Here is a 14083-nt window from a genome sequence, read left to right as displayed (position 1 = left end):
GGCCAGACACCCGACCCGCCGAACCGACGAGGTCAGATCGTGTGTGGGTCGATCACCCGGACCACGAACCGGCGTTCGCGCAGGGTCTGCACGGTCGGATGCTCCAGGCCGATCACCTCGGCCAGCCGGTCCGCCACCGCGCCGACGTCCTCGGTGTGCGCGCCGTCGCCGGCCCGCCGCGACACCAGGGCGAGATCACCGAGGCAGCGCAGCGTGTCGGGGTGGTCCGCACCGATCACCGCGGCCAGCCGGCCGGCGGTCTCCCGCAGCCGATCCCGCGCCGACTCCCAGTCACCCTCCTCGGCGAGGCACACCGCCTGGTTGACCTCCGCCGCGAGGGTGTGCGGGTGGTCCGGGCCGAGCACCTTGCGCAACTCGCCGACCGCCCGAGCCGCCGACGCGAGCGCGTCCGACCGACGTCCGAGCGCGCGCTCCGCGGCGGAGATGTTGCTCACCGTCGCCAGCGTGTGCGGGTGCTCCGGGCCGAGCCGCAGCTGCTCCTCGAACGCCTGACGTACGGCGGTCATCTCGGTCAGCGCCCGGGCCGCGTCGCCGAGGGCCAGCAGGTTCGCCGCGCGGCTCGACCGGCACGCCACCGTGTCCGGGTTGTCCGGCCCGAAGCGCTCGTCGAGCTCGCGGTAGGCCGTCTCGAAGAGCGGGGCGGCCTCGCTGCCCCGGCCGGAGCTGCGCAGGGACACCGCCAGGTTGACCTGCGCGGCGAGACTCTGGCCGTCGTCCGGCCCGAGCACCTCGCAGTACGTCTCGTACACCGTGCGCAGCAGGGTGGCCGACCTCTCGTACTCGCCGGCTTCTCGCAGGTCACTGCCCAGCCGCACGGCGGAGACGAGGGTGTAGGGATGCGTGGGGCCGAGCACCAGCCGCCGCCGCTGGTGCACCTCGTCGTCCCACCGCCGAGCCGACCGGTAGTCACCGACCAGGCGGTACGAGACGGCGAGGTTGTTGGCCGCGCTCAACGTCCGAGGATGGTCCTCGCCGAACACCTGGAGCCAGGAGGCGTAGGTGGACCGGTCCCGTTCCAGGGCCTCGGCGTAGCGGCCGAGCGCCCGCAGGTCGCCGCCGAGGCTGCCGGCGGTCATCAGACTGTGCGGGTGCAGCGGGCCCAAGAGCCGGCGTTGCTCGGCCAGCACCGCCTCGTCCAGGTCCCGGGCCTCGTCGAACCGGCCCAGGCTGCGCAGGATGTTCGCCCGGTTGAACCGCAGGTGCAGCAACTGTCGGCCCAGCGCCGACGCCTGGGCCTCGTCAGACATGTCGCCGAGCCGAGCGCTCCAGGTGTCGTCCACCTCCTGGCTGAACCCGTCGGCCTGATCCAGACCGCCGCGCTGCCACAGGTACCGGACCCGGTCGATGAGCAGCTGACACACCGACTCGTCCGGGCAGGTCAGCGCCTCGGAGACCTCCAGGTGCGGCCAGAGCATGCGCAGCCGGGCCCAGGTGGTCGGGTCGTCCACGTCGCCGCGCGGCCGGGACGCGGCCAGCACCAGGTGCACCTGGTGGCGAGCGGCGGTGATCTCGTCGTCGGTCATCCGGTCGCGGACCACCGCCTGCAGCAGCCGGTGCACCTGCACCCGACCGCCCTGGACGTCGAGTTTGAGCAACGCCAGCCGGTTGATCTGCTGGACCAGTGCGCCGCGCACGAGCCGCTCCGACACCGACGGGTCGAACGGCACGAGGGCCGCCGCCATCTCGTCGCTGTAGATGAGTTCGAGGGCGATCTCCGGGGCCAGCACCGAGCAGAGCTGCAACAGCCGGTACGCGGCGGGCGCCTGCTCGAGCAGCCGGTTGAGCGACAGGTCCCAGGTCGCCTCCACGGACAGGGCGCTGGGACCGTGCCGCTCGATCTGCCGCAGGTAGTCGGCGACCGACGTGCCGGTGTCGGCGAGCCAGGCGCCCGCCGCGGCCACCGCGATCGGCAGGTCGCCGAGAGCCTCGGCCACCCGGTCGGCCTCCTCGGCGCTAATGGTGGGCACCCGCTGGGCGAGGTGCGCCACGCTCTCGGTGCGGTCGAAGACGTCCACCTGGATCGGGTTCGCCCGATCACCCCAGGCGCGGTTGCGGGAGGTCAGCAGAACGTGCCCGGGGCCCTGCGGCAGGAAGGGTTCGATCTGGTCGAGCTCTTCGGCGTTGTCGAGCACCACGAGCCACCGCTCGTACGGCTCGCCACGGCCCAGCACCTGCAGCACCGACCGGACCGTGTCGGGCAGGGTGGGCCCGACGAGGATGCCGAGGCGTCCGGCGAGGTCGGCGAGGGCGCTGTCGACGAACTGCGGCGGGTCCGCCACGATCCACCAGACCACGTCGTACGCGGCCTTGAACCGGTGCACGTACTCCAGGGCCACCTGCGTCTTACCGACGCCGCCCATGCCCTGCAGGGCGACCGGCAGCACCACCGCGCTACCCCCGCTCTGCAGTTGCGCGCGCAGCCGCGCCAGGTCGTCCTCCCGGCCGGTGAACCGGGCGTTCCGGTTGGGGGCGTTGAAGATCAACGGCTCGGTGCCGGGATAACGGGTGGCCCCGGCCGCCGGGCCGTCCGCCGACGACGGCACCGGCCGGCCGACCAGTCGCAACACCCGCTCCACGGCGGTCACGGCGCTCACGTTGACCAGGTTGGTGGAACTCTGGGACGGGAACTCCGCCAGCGGGCGCAGGTCGGCGACGTACACGGCGAGGGCGGTGGATCCGGTGCTCGTGTCCCGGTCGGGCAGACCACCGGACGGCGTCGCCACGTAGGCCGGCGAGACCACGGTGAGTGTGCGAGGGGCGGGCGTACCGGCCGACCCGACGGCGGCCGTGGGCTCCACGACCCGCAGCCCGGCCGAGCTGAGCACGCGCTCCAGCCACTCGGCCCAGATGGCGTCCTCCGGTGCGTAGCGGAGCACGATCTGGTCGTCGATCGCCTCGGTGCGTCGGCGGAAACGAGCCTTGCCCCGCTCCCGGACCGACTCGTCCATCACCGGCAGCGCGGTGACCGCGCCGTCGGTGAGGATGCCGGTCAACGTCTCGAACGCGGCCAGCAGCGACGTCGGCGAGCCGGGCGGATCGCCGAACGTGGCGAGGGTCTCCTCGTACGCGTAGAACGGCCGGTACGGGACCTCCACCGCGGCCCAGTACCGCCGCCGTTCCGCCTCGGTCATACCGGCCGGCAGGCCGGCGAAGCGGCGCATGGCCAGCATCCGCCCCGCCTCGGCCCGCTCCTTCTCGGCCTGGTCGACGCGCATCGGCACCGGCAGGACCCGGATGTCGCGCCGCCGGTACCGGTCCCGTACCGAGTGCGCCACCCGGGCCGCGCCGTCGATGCCCTGGTCGCTCAGCGTGAAGCAGTCGACCAGGGTGTCCGGCAGGTGCAGGGTGCAGATGTCGGCGACGTCGCTCAAGCCCGTCCGGCTGTCGATCAGGGTGAAGTCGTACTGGCGCTTCATGTCCGCCCGCAGCGCCTCGAAGAACTGCGCCCCGCCCAACCGGTTGTAGAAGTTGTCCCAGTCCAGCCCGCTCACCGAGACGGCGTAGTCGCTGTTCTGCCGGCCGGCGGAGAGGAAGTCGAGGCCGCCGCCGTCCGGGAAGTTCCAGCGCAACGAGAACGCGTGCCGCCCGACCCGGGCGTACTGCTCCATCCAGCGGTCCGGCCGATCGTCGACCCGGGTCGTCTCCCACTCGTAGTCGCGGATCATGTCGATCACGCCGCTGGTGCCCTGGATCGCCTCGGCGTCGAGGAACGGGTGAAAGAAGCGGTGCAGGCCGGGTGACTCGAGGTCCCAGTCGGCGACGAGCACCCGCCGACCGCTGGCCGCCAGGATCCAGGCCACGTTGGCCAGCGCCATCGTCCGACCCGTTCCACCCTTGAACGAGTAGAAGGTGACGACCTGGCCTTCGCGATCGTTGTTCATCGGTTTTCTCCGTGGGACGGTGGGGCCGGATCATCAGGCGGAGACGCGGGGTCGGGGGAAAGCGTCGAGCCGACGGCGGGCAGGCCGTCGCGCAGGCTCGGCACCGGCTCCGGCGGTGGTTCGAAGGGAACGACCGGGCCGTACTTGAGGAACTGCCGGCGTGCCTCGGTGACCAGGGCCGGCATCAGGTCGACGAACTCCGGCATGCTGCAGGCGCGCTTCACCTGGGGCAGACCGGCGTCGTGCAGCAGTTGCGTCACCTCGCTGGCCCACCGGCTGGCGTCCTGGGCGTCGTCGTCGTCGGTGACCACCAGCGGAACCACCCACTCCCGCAGACCGTGCAACATCCGGGCGAGGACTCCGGGCGCGTCCGGCGCCGCCGCGATCCACGGATCGACCAACAGCACCGCCGGCCGCCGGTCGAGCAACGCGGAGGCCTGCGCGAAGTCCTCGGTACGGGCCGACAGCCCGAGCCGCTCGGCGGTGCTGGCCGCGTACTCCGCGGCGGGCAGTTGCTGGCTGCGCCCGTACGGCCGCCAGAGCCGGCCGCTGGCGGCGTAGCCGGCGGGGTCGCGATCGGTCGGCAGCCGGTCCCGGGTCGGGGCCAGGACGGCGACGACGAAGTCCGGATCGGTCGGCGCCGGACGGACGACCTCGTCCAGGCCGGGCGCCCGGGACGGGCCGATCGGTCGCCGCTCGGCGATGTGCACGATCCGGCTCGCCAGGCGGTTCAGCAGCAGCTCGTACTGCGCGCGGTAGGAGGCCAGCATGCAGAAGGCGCGCAGGCCGTCGGCGGCATACTCCGGGACGTCTCGGCCCAGGTCCAGGGCGCCGTCCAGCTCCGGATGGGCCTCCCACGGGGGGAACGGGATCCACAACACGGGGGTGAGGTGGCCGGCGGTGACCCGGGTCGGCCCGGCCGCGGCCAACCGGGCCCGGAAGGACTCCTGCTCCCCCAGTGCCCACGGGCGACTGAAGTAGCCGGGTGAGTAGAGCGGGACGAAGACCTCGGCGTCGCCGAGCGCCTCGGCGAGAGCGGCCTTCCAGTCGGCGCCCAGCGGGATGTGCTGGTCGAAGAAGCCGATCCGCATGCCGGCGACCGGTCGCGCCTGGCGGCGCACCTCGTCGGTCAGGTCGGCGAAGAACTGGCCGACCCATACGTCGGCGTCGGCTCGGGCGCCCGGCGGCGGCGCGGAGTGGGCATAGCTCAGGAAGAAGTACGTCCCGCGCGCCCCCGATCGGCGTCGGTCGGCCGGCGGGCTCATGCCGACTCCTCGGAGAATCGGTTGCACAGCTCGTCCACGCTCGCCGGCACCCAGGGTTCGACCAGGTACGACCGGTGGATGGCCACGATCCGCTGCGCGAGCCGCCAGACCACCGCACGGTAGGCGTTCTCCCACTGCATGGTCAGCAAGCCATAGACCCCGTCCCGCTGGTAGTGCACCGCGATGTCGGGATCCGGCATCGCGGTCGGGGTGAATCGCTGGATGTCGCGGAGCACCCGGGGCAGTGCCGTGCCGTTCGTCGGCGACCAGGTGACCGGCACGATCGCCGTCTCGTGCACGGAGGCGGAGCTGTGCCGCGGGATGATCCGTCGCCGGGAGAACGCGTCCCACTCGCGGCCACACCAGTCGCTGCCGAGCAACGCGCTGGACACCAGCGGAACGAAGACCTGACAGGTGCCGGCGGCCTGCAGAAGCTCCGGACTCCAGCGTTCCCCGCCCGCGATGGAGCTGTCCAGGAAGCCGGCGTCCACACCGGTCACCGGACCGACCAGCTCACTGACGTGGACGGAGAGGTCCTCGAAGAAACGGGAAACGTACTCGGCGGGCTTGCCGGTGGCCCGGCCGATCGGGGCCCGGGAATAGCTGATGAAAAAGAGCGGGGCGCGCGTTCTGGAGGGTGCGTCCACTGTGCTCACCGCTGCCCCTCCGCCCTCCCCACGCGGCCGGAACATCAGCGTAGTCCCCGCGTCAACGTCGCGCCGCCAACCGATTCGTGGCGAACCAACCAGTCGCGAAGTCGACAGCGGCCCGCGCCGGCAGCAGCCGGGCGTTGGCCCGCCCCACCCGACCGTGCCGCACGATCGGTGTGTCGTCGAGCGCGGCACCCACCTTCGGGAAGTCCCGGTCGTCCAGGTCCAGAGCGCGGAAGTCGAGGCGCACCCGCCGCCCGTCGACGAGCCGGAAGCAGTGGTAGTCCCGCTCGGGTGGCGGCACCGGCAGCCGGTACTCGGCCAGGTGCAGTGCGCTGCACGCCTCATAGCCGAGCCCGAGCAGCAGGATCTGCCCATCCGCCGCGTACAGGCCGCCGACCGGTGAGCGCTCCCCGAGGTGGCAGGTGAGGTCGTGGCCGTCGGTGAGTTGCCGGGCCCGGGGGCCGAGCGCGGCGAACGAGGTCTGCGGGTGGTCACTGCGCACGGCACCGGGGGTGCACCGGACGTACTCGGCGAGCACACCCATCCGCTGCGAGGGGGTGGTCCGGCGGTCCCAGCCCGGCAGCGCGGCCTCGTACCGGTCGCGCTGCGCCTGGTCCATGCCGGCGATGGCCGCCAGGTGTGCCCGGGAGGTGGTCGAGTTGCCGTCGGTCTGGGTGGGCACCAGCAGCGTGCCGGCCGGGCCGAGGACGTCGCGCAGCGCACCGGCGAGGGTCGCAGGGCCGTGTTCCAACGGGCCCACCCGACGAAGGCCGCAGTGCACCAGCAGGCACACACCCGGGCGTACGCCCAGCGCCCGCAGGTCGTCGGCGAGGCGGGGGCGGCCCAGTGCGGGCGGTCGGTGCTCATCTGGACCCGACACGGGTCTCCTCCAGGGCGTGACGGAGCTGGCCGACGAACCGTTCACCCGCCTCGGTGAGCGACCGGCTGGCCAGCAGCGCGTCGGCACCGTCCCGGGTCCACGCCAGGTAACGGGCCGCGTGCGCCGACGCGTCCCCCGGATCGGTGGCCGCCCGGGACTGCCACACCTGGGTGACGGCGAGGTGGGCGTAGACCCCCTGCAGCACGCCCTCCGGCGGCCGCGGGTCGGGACGCCAGGGCACCCGGATCCGGGTGCCCTGGTTCGGCTCGACCAGGTCGTACAGGTCGAGCACCGCCCCCAGCTTTGCGTGCTGCCACTCGTGCACGAGCAGCACCGCCACCGTCTCCGGGTCGGGATGGGGGGTGACGGCGACCGCGCCGAACGCGTGCCGGGCGGTCGCGCTCCGCAGGGGTCGCGCCGGGTCGGGAGCCAACGGCACGACGGCGCGCAGACCGCCGTCGAGCGCCGCCGCGTGCGCCGGCACGTCCCGGTGCACGACCCGCCAGGCCTCGGCCAGGGTACGACCCAACGCCCGGGCCGCCGGACCGTCCAGGCGGGACGTCACCGGTTGTCCGTAACAGTCCCGGTACGGGTCGCCGTCCTCGACAAGCAACCGGCCAGCGGGCACCGGCACGTCGCGGGTGGGAAGCCAGCCGGCCGGCGGCGGCGCCAACGGATCGAGGAGCACCGTCCGCTCGACCGACCCAGCCCGGACCTGGAACCCACCGGGCCGGACGGTCACCTCGGCGCTCTCCCCCAAGCCGGGCAGCACCAGGCTGCCGAGCGTGGGCAACGTGATCGCGTCGGCGCGTACCGGGACCCGCAACACGGCCGGGATGCCGGCCCGCAGGGCCGCGGCGATGGCGAGGGCCGGCAGCGGGTCGACCGCTGCCCTGACGCCCGGCAGCGCCCACGGGTCGAGGCGATGCACCAGCCCCGGCCGGACGAAGGGGTGCTCCAGGACCGCCCGGACCGCCTCCGGCGCCGCCCGGTCGAGGTGGACGAGCAGTTCCCAGGCGGCCGTCGTGCCGGACCTGTCCCGGCAGGAGGCCAGTAGCGCCCGGGTGATCGAGAGCTGCGTGGCGGCGAGCAGCGTCAGCGTCGACGGCGAGCCGTGCCCGGTCGCCAGGTCGTCCAGCACCTCCTCGACCGGCGAGGTGGCGGACCACTCGGCCGAGGCCGGCGGGGCGGGTGGCGGGTAGGCGTCCACGGTCTCGATCAGGCGAAGCAGGTCGGCGCAGTAGACCGAGGGGTTGTCGAAGCCGGAGCCGGTGCGCCAACGGTGGGCGTACAGGCCACCGCCACACCGGTCGAGCACCGGGCAGGCTCGGCAGGTCGCGCAGAGCCCGTCCGCGCCGTCCTGCCGGACGGCGACCGCGGGGTGCCGCGCGGCCTCATCCACCGAATGCTCGAACACGTCGAACCCGGTGCCGGCCGCGCCGTGGTACGCGGTCTTGAGCGAGTCGACCTGCTCCCAACTGCCGTCCGCCTCGATCACCAGCACGTCGGCCGGCGCGAGACCGAACGCCTCGGTGCCGCCGCCACCGGGGTGCAGCGCCTCGAACATCCGGATCGACATGGGGCGACCGTCGTCCACCCACCGCCGGTGGATCCGCCCCAGCCAGTCCGCGTACGGGGTGGGATCGGGGCCGGGGCGCTGCGGGGGGTGGTCCCAGGTGGCGTGGGGCAGCAGCAGGTCGACCCGGGGCGGGTCCTCGGCCAGCAGCGCCTCGTACACCCGGTCGGGATCGTTGCGGACGTCGATGGTGCAGAGGATGCCGGCGTAGCTGGCCCGGTGCTCCGGCCGCCGGAGCAGGGCGAGGGCCCGTCGGACGTGCTCGTGGCTGCTGCCGCCGTGGGCGAAGACCCGGTGCCGGTCGTTGGCGACGCGGTCGCCGTCGAACGACACACCGACCTTGACGTCGTACTCGACGAACAGCCGGCACAGCTCCTCGTCGAGCAGCACGCCGTTGGTCTGCATGCGCAGGTCCAGTCGCGTCCACGGCGTGATCGCCGTGCGCAGCTCGGCCAGCACCTCCCGCAGCCCGGCGGCGCCCAGCAGGAGCGGTTCACCCCCGTGCAGCACCACGTGCACGACCGGCAGCTTGTGCTCGCGGGCGTGCTCGGCGATGCGCCGCGCGGCGGCCCGGACGGTGGCCGGCGGCATCCGCACCGGACGGCCCCGCCAGGTCTGGTCGGCGTGCTGGTAGACGTAGCAGTGGTCGCAGCTGAGGTCGCACCGGCTGTGCACCTTCAGCACGAACTGGCTGATCCGCCGGCAGGATCCGCCCACTGGGGGTGGACCGCACCGGCAGACCATCACTCAGATGGACGAGTTGAAGGCGGCGACGGCCACGATGCCGGACGGCGCGGAGTCGTTGGTGACGACGCGCCTGCGCACCGCCTCGATCAGATCGGCGTGCTCGACGGCGATCCGTTCCAGCGGGGTGTGCAGGCTACGCGTGAGATCGTCGAGGTCGGGACGGGATGAGCGGGCGGGGGCGTGGTCCACAATGAGTCTCCGGGGGCCCGGGGCGCTGGGAGCGCGAGCGGCGGCTGTGGCTCGAACGGCTCTGGTCCGTGACCAGGATAGACAAATATCGACCCAGTGTCACCGTCGGTACAATCGCCGGCACGGCGGGTGGCAGACCGCGGTCGACAGAAGAGGAGCGGATATGTGCCGGAGCATCAAGACGTTGCGTGAGCCGTTCACGCCGCAGGTGACCGAGGCGGACGTCGAGGCGGCGGCGTTGCAGTACGTCCGGAAGATCTCTGGCTTCCGGGCGCCCGCCGCGCACAACGCCGCCGCTTTCGACGCCGCGGTCGCCGCCGTGACCGAGGCGACGCGCACCCTGCTCGACCAGTTGGTGGTACGGGGCGCCGGATCGGGCAGCACGGACCGAGCGGCCGCCGCCAGCTGACCGCCGGCCCGGCGGCACGGCACCCGCGCGGGCCTGACCCTGGGCAGGGTCAGGCCGCGGCGAGCGCCGGAGCGACCGTGTCGGGCGCCCACCGCGAGCGGTGACACTGCGACCAGCCCCGACACCCCGGATCACCCAGCGAGCAGAGCCGCAGCTTGCTGAGCACCTCACCGTCGTCGGTGTCGCGCACCTCGAAGTGCACCGGACGGACCGTGCCGTCCGGGGCGACCAGCAGATGCCGGCCCGCGTCGAGGGTGTCGTCGCGCAGCAGGCAGTTGCGACCCAGCAGTCGGGCCAGCGCGGCGATGCTCGCATGCTCGGAGAGCTGCTCGGGCACCCCGTAGCAGTCCACGACCGTCGCGAACTCGCCCGGCGCCTGCCAGACGTCACACACCACCGCGTACGCCGGCAGCCGCGCCGGGTCGGCCACCGCCAACGGCATGACCACCCGACCAAGCGCCTCGGCCAGCGCCGGGTAGACCTCCACGGGCTGAGCCCCGTCGATTCTCCAGTTCCACAGCTCGGTCATTCCGCCTCCTCGCTGCGTTCGTCCCCACCGGCCTCCGGATCGGGCCTTACACACGATGGTGGGGGGCATTTGACCCCAGCCGGGGGCAAGTTACCGGTCTGTGACCATTCCGGGCAAAATTTCCCTGAGCGGCATTGCTCGGAGTAGCGGGAAGGTGACAGTTTATCGGGTATGGTGCGGCATCCGCACCACCGCCACCGCGTGTCCTCGGGCCACCGCGCCGCCGTCGGTCACCGCAGGACGACCAGGTGCTCACCCCGGGGTAACAGCTCGCCCACCACGGGAGCGCCGGGCACCTCACCGGCGACCAGCAGGCCGCCGGAGGTCTGCGCGTCGGCCAGCAGTAGCCGCTCCGCCTCGCCCGCCGCGCCGAAGTCGGTCCACGGGGTCACCCACTCCAGGTTGCGCCGACTGCCGCCGCTGACGAAACCGTCGCGCAGCGCCTCCCGCGCGCCGGCCAGATAGGGCACCCGAGCGGTGTCGATGGCCACCGTGAGCCGACTGGCCCGGGCCAGCTTCGAGGCATGCCCGAGCAGCCCGAACCCGGTCACGTCGGTGCCACACCGGATGCCGGCCGCGACCGCCGCGCGGGCGGCGTCCCGATTGAGGGCGCTCATCGACGCCACCGCCTCCGGGAAGGTCTCGCCGGTCGCCTTGTGCCGGGTGTTCAGCACGCCCACCCCGAGCGGCTTCGTCAGCGACAACGGCACCCCGGCCTGCCCCGCGTCGAGGGTGATCAGCTCCTCCGGTCGGACCGTGCCGGTGACGGCGAGGCCGTACTTCGGGCCGTCGTCGTCCACGCTGTGCCCGCCGGCCAGGTGACAGCCGGCCTCCCGCGCCACGTCCTGGCCGCCGCGCAGGACCTCGCCGGCCAACTCCAACGGCAGCACGTCGCGCGGCCAGCAGAGCAGGTTGAGCGCGATCAGCGGGGTGCCGCCCATCGCGTACACGTCGGAGAGGGCGTTGGCCGCGGCGATTCGACCCCAGTCGTACGCGCCGTCGACCACCGGGGTGAAGAAGTCGGCGGTGCTGACCAGACCGGTCCGCTCGTCCAGGCGTACCACCGCCGCGTCGTCGCCGTGATCCAACCCGACCAGCAACTCGGCGGTACCGGTCGCCGGGCCGAGACCGGCCACCATGAGCTCCAGTTCCCCCGGCGGGATCTTGCAGGCGCAGCCACCGCCGCGGGCGTACTTGGTCAGCCGTACCGGTTCGGTCATCTCCCCATGATCTCGACAACAGGCCACGATCGCCACCGCCGCGACCCCGTGCGGTGACCGGAATCGGACGCCGCACGACGATCGTGACCGGTGTTACCGCTCCGTGACCCGCCGAGTTGCATTCCGCCACATCAGGCCGCCTACAGTGGCCGCACCGGGGGTCAACCGACCCCGATCCGGGAGACGACAGGGGACGGTGGACGACGTGACGACGGGCGAACCGCTCATCGTGCTGGACGCGGTCAACAAGTGGTTCGGGCCGCTGCACGTGCTGGACGACGTCTCGCTGTCGGTGGGTCGGGGCGAGGTGGTCGTGGTGATCGGCCCGTCCGGCTCCGGCAAGTCGACGCTGTGCCGCGCCATCAACCGGCTGGAACCGATCAGCTCCGGCACCATCACCTTCGACGGCCAGCCGCTGCCCGCCGAGGGCAAGCCCCTGGCCAAGCTGCGCAGCGAGGTGGGCATGGTCTTCCAGTCCTTCAACCTCTTCGCGCACAAGACCATCCTGGAGAACGTCACCCTCGGCCCGATCAAGGTCCGCAAGGAGAAGCCGGCCGTCGCCCGCGAGCGCGGCCTGGCCCTGCTCGACCGGGTCGGCATCGCCAACCAGGCGGACAAGTTCCCGGCCCAGCTCTCCGGCGGTCAGCAGCAGCGGGCGGCCATCGCCCGCGCCCTGGCCATGCAGCCCAAGGCGATGCTCTTCGACGAGCCGACCAGCGCCCTGGACCCGGAGATGGTCGGCGAGGTGCTCGACGTGATGACCTCGCTGGCCAGCGAGGGCATGACCATGGTCGTGGTCACCCACGAGATGGGCTTCGCCCGGCACGCGGCGAACCGGGTCATCTTCATGGCCGACGGCAAGCTCGTCGAGGACGCGTCCCCGGGCGAGTTCTTCGACAACCCGCGCAGCGACCGGGCCAAGGACTTCCTCTCCAAGATCCTCACGCACTAGGCGTCCGTAGTGGAGCGTGCCGCACCTCGGTGGGCTCCGTTGAAGAAGGAGAAGAGTATGCGTATGAAGCGCGTGGCGGCGGTCGCCATGATGGCCTCCCTCGCCCTTTCGGCGGCGGCCTGCGGCAAGGAGGGCGAGCCCACCCCAAGCGCGGGCGGAAGCGCCTCCGGTGCCGCCCAGGGCGACACCTGCAAGAGCTCCGGCGCCACCTTCACGCCGAAGACGGACGCCGCGATCGCCGGCAGCCCGACCTTCGAGAAGATCAAGGCGGCCGGCAAGGTCTCCGTCGGGGTCAAGTTCGACCAGCCGAACCTCGGCTACAAGGACGCCAAGGGCAATCGGTGCGGCTTCGACATCGAGATCGCCCAGTACGTGGCGAGCACGCTGGGCATCGACCCGGCGAAGATCGAGTACAAGGAAATCGCCTCCGCCAACCGGGAGACCGCGATCAAGGGCGGTGAGGTCGACTACTACGTCGGCACCTACTCGATCACCGACAAGCGCAAGAACGACATCTCCTTCGCCGGCCCGTACTTCGTTGCTGGCCAGGACCTGCTGGTCCGTAAGGACGAGACGTCGATCACCGGCAAGGACACCCTCAAGGGCAAGAAGGTCTGCTCGGCCACCGGCTCGACGCCGATCCAGAAGGTCCGCGACGAGGGCCTGACCGAGCCGGACAACATCGTCGAGTTCAAGACCTACTCGGAGTGCGTCTCGCAGCTGCTCGACAAGAAGGTCGACGCCGTCACCACCGACGACGCCATCCTCAAGGGGTACGCGGCGCAGAGCCCCACCGAGCTGAAGGTAGTCGGCCAGCCGTTCAGCACCGAGAAGTACGGCATCGGCCTGCCGAAGGACGACAAGGCGCTGCGCGACTACGTCAACAACCAGATCGAGGCGTCGTTCGGCGACGGCACCTGGCAGAAGATCTACGACGGCACGCTCGGCCTGTCCGGCTCGGCGGGCACCCCGCCCACCCTCGAGCGGTACTGACCGAACGGCTCGACAACGAGTTGTGGCGCCGGGCGGGGCTCGTCCCCGTCCGGCGCCCGTCCGAGGAGTGAGAGCGAGGCATGGGCGAGTTCTTCCGCGTACTGACGGACAACGGGCAACTGTTCGTTGACGGGTTCACCAACACCGTCAAGCTTTTCCTGATCGCCGCGGTCGGCAGCCTCGTCCTCGGCACGCTGCTCGGGGCGATGCGGGTCTCTCCCGTGCCGGCGCTGCGCGCGTTCGGCGCCACGTACGTCAACCTGGTGCGCAACACCCCGCTGACGTTGGTCTTCGCGTTCCTCGTGTTCGCGGTGCCGAAGCTGGACGTCAACATCGAATACTTCTCCAGCGCGGCCATCGCGCTGACCGTCTACACCTCCGCCTTTGTCTGCGAGGTGATCCGCTCCGGCGTGAACACGGTCGCCGCCGGGCAGGCCGAGGCGGCCCGCGCACTCGGCATGACCTTCGGTCAGGTGCTCACGCTCATCGTGCTGCCGCAGGCGCTGCGGGCCATGGTCCCGCCGATGATGAGCGTCTTCATCGCGATGCTGAAGAACACCACCATCGCCGCCGGCTTCTCGGTGCTGGAGGCCGGCGCGATCCCCGCGTACATGGCGGAGCGGGGCGAGCCGCAGTTCGCCGTCCTGCTCTGGATCACCATCGGCTTCCTGATCCTGATCCTGCCGCTGGTGGCGTTGCAGCGGTTCCTGGAGCGCAAGTGGAGGGTGGCCCGATGAGCGGGTTGGCGAGCCGCACGACCGCGAACGA

General features: G+C 72.0%; 12 protein-coding genes. 4 read left to right on the top strand and 8 right to left on the bottom strand.

What is annotated here, in order from left to right; genetic code table 11:
* Positions 1–32 precede the first annotated feature (32 nt).
* The 6 genes from fxsT to ACIBF8_RS07700 all read right to left on the bottom strand — a co-directional run bounded on the left by fxsT (position 33) and on the right by ACIBF8_RS07700 (position 9212).
* Positions 33–3902 carry an FxSxx-COOH system tetratricopeptide repeat protein gene (gene fxsT / locus ACIBF8_RS07725; protein WP_396781556.1) on the bottom strand — a complete coding sequence of 1290 codons (3870 nt, stop codon included), beginning with the start codon at positions 3900–3902 and terminating at the stop codon, positions 33–35.
* Positions 3899–5167, bottom strand: coding sequence for a TIR-like protein FxsC (locus ACIBF8_RS07720; protein ID WP_396781555.1), 1269 nt, complete (start codon positions 5165–5167; stop codon positions 3899–3901). Before ACIBF8_RS07720 ends, fxsT begins: the two co-directional genes overlap by 4 nt.
* The gene (locus ACIBF8_RS07715; RefSeq protein WP_396781554.1) at positions 5164–5823 is read right to left on the bottom strand and encodes a TIR-like protein FxsC; all 660 of its coding nucleotides are present in this window, start codon (positions 5821–5823) and stop codon (positions 5164–5166) included. Before ACIBF8_RS07715 ends, ACIBF8_RS07720 begins: the two co-directional genes overlap by 4 nt.
* A gap of 52 nt (positions 5824–5875) precedes the next feature.
* Positions 5876–6700, bottom strand: a complete 825-nt coding sequence (locus ACIBF8_RS07710) for an aminoglycoside N(3)-acetyltransferase (protein ID WP_396781553.1) — start codon at positions 6698–6700, stop codon at positions 5876–5878.
* A complete protein-coding gene (locus ACIBF8_RS07705; RefSeq protein ID WP_396781552.1) occupies positions 6684–8960 on the bottom strand; it encodes an FxsB family cyclophane-forming radical SAM/SPASM peptide maturase in 2277 nt (758 codons plus the stop codon). The genes ACIBF8_RS07710 and ACIBF8_RS07705 overlap by 17 nt, the downstream gene beginning before the upstream one ends.
* A gap of 63 nt (positions 8961–9023) precedes the next feature.
* Complete coding sequence (locus ACIBF8_RS07700) at positions 9024–9212, bottom strand: hypothetical protein (RefSeq protein WP_396781551.1); 189 nt, start codon at positions 9210–9212, stop codon at positions 9024–9026.
* Between the two features lie 163 nt (positions 9213–9375).
* Between ACIBF8_RS07700 and ACIBF8_RS07695 the strand changes: the two genes are divergently transcribed.
* A complete protein-coding gene (locus tag ACIBF8_RS07695) occupies positions 9376–9621 on the top strand; it encodes a DUF2277 family protein (protein WP_396781550.1) in 246 nt (81 codons plus the stop codon).
* Between the two features lie 49 nt (positions 9622–9670).
* Here ACIBF8_RS07695 and ACIBF8_RS07690 read toward each other — a convergent pair whose 3' ends face one another.
* Both ACIBF8_RS07690 and selD read right to left on the bottom strand, forming a co-directional pair.
* Positions 9671–10150 carry a hypothetical protein gene (locus tag ACIBF8_RS07690; protein WP_396781549.1) on the bottom strand — a complete coding sequence of 160 codons (480 nt, stop codon included), beginning with the start codon at positions 10148–10150 and terminating at the stop codon, positions 9671–9673.
* A gap of 230 nt (positions 10151–10380) precedes the next feature.
* Positions 10381–11370, bottom strand: a complete 990-nt coding sequence (gene selD, locus ACIBF8_RS07685) for a selenide, water dikinase SelD (RefSeq protein ID WP_396781548.1) — start codon at positions 11368–11370, stop codon at positions 10381–10383.
* A 196-nt stretch (positions 11371–11566) separates the two neighbouring features.
* Here selD and ACIBF8_RS07680 point away from each other — a divergent pair, with 196 nt between their 5' ends.
* The 3 genes from ACIBF8_RS07680 to ACIBF8_RS07670 all read left to right on the top strand — a co-directional run bounded on the left by ACIBF8_RS07680 (position 11567) and on the right by ACIBF8_RS07670 (position 14052).
* Entirely contained in the window at positions 11567–12322 is a 756-nt protein-coding gene (locus ACIBF8_RS07680) for an amino acid ABC transporter ATP-binding protein (protein ID WP_396781547.1), read from the top strand.
* Positions 12323–12379: 57 nt separating this feature from the next.
* Positions 12380–13315: a glutamate ABC transporter substrate-binding protein gene (locus ACIBF8_RS07675; protein WP_396781546.1), complete on the top strand. Its 936-nt coding sequence runs from the start codon at positions 12380–12382 to the stop codon at positions 13313–13315.
* An 80-nt stretch (positions 13316–13395) separates the two neighbouring features.
* Positions 13396–14052 (top strand): amino acid ABC transporter permease, encoded by a 657-nt coding sequence (locus ACIBF8_RS07670; RefSeq protein WP_396781545.1) that lies wholly within the window; start codon positions 13396–13398, stop codon positions 14050–14052.
* Positions 14053–14083 lie beyond the last annotated feature (31 nt).

This window comes from Micromonospora sp. NPDC050276, from assembly GCF_044459545.1.
GTDB lineage: Bacteria > Actinomycetota > Actinomycetes > Mycobacteriales > Micromonosporaceae > Micromonospora.
This window is presented reverse-complemented; position numbering and strand designations above follow the sequence as displayed.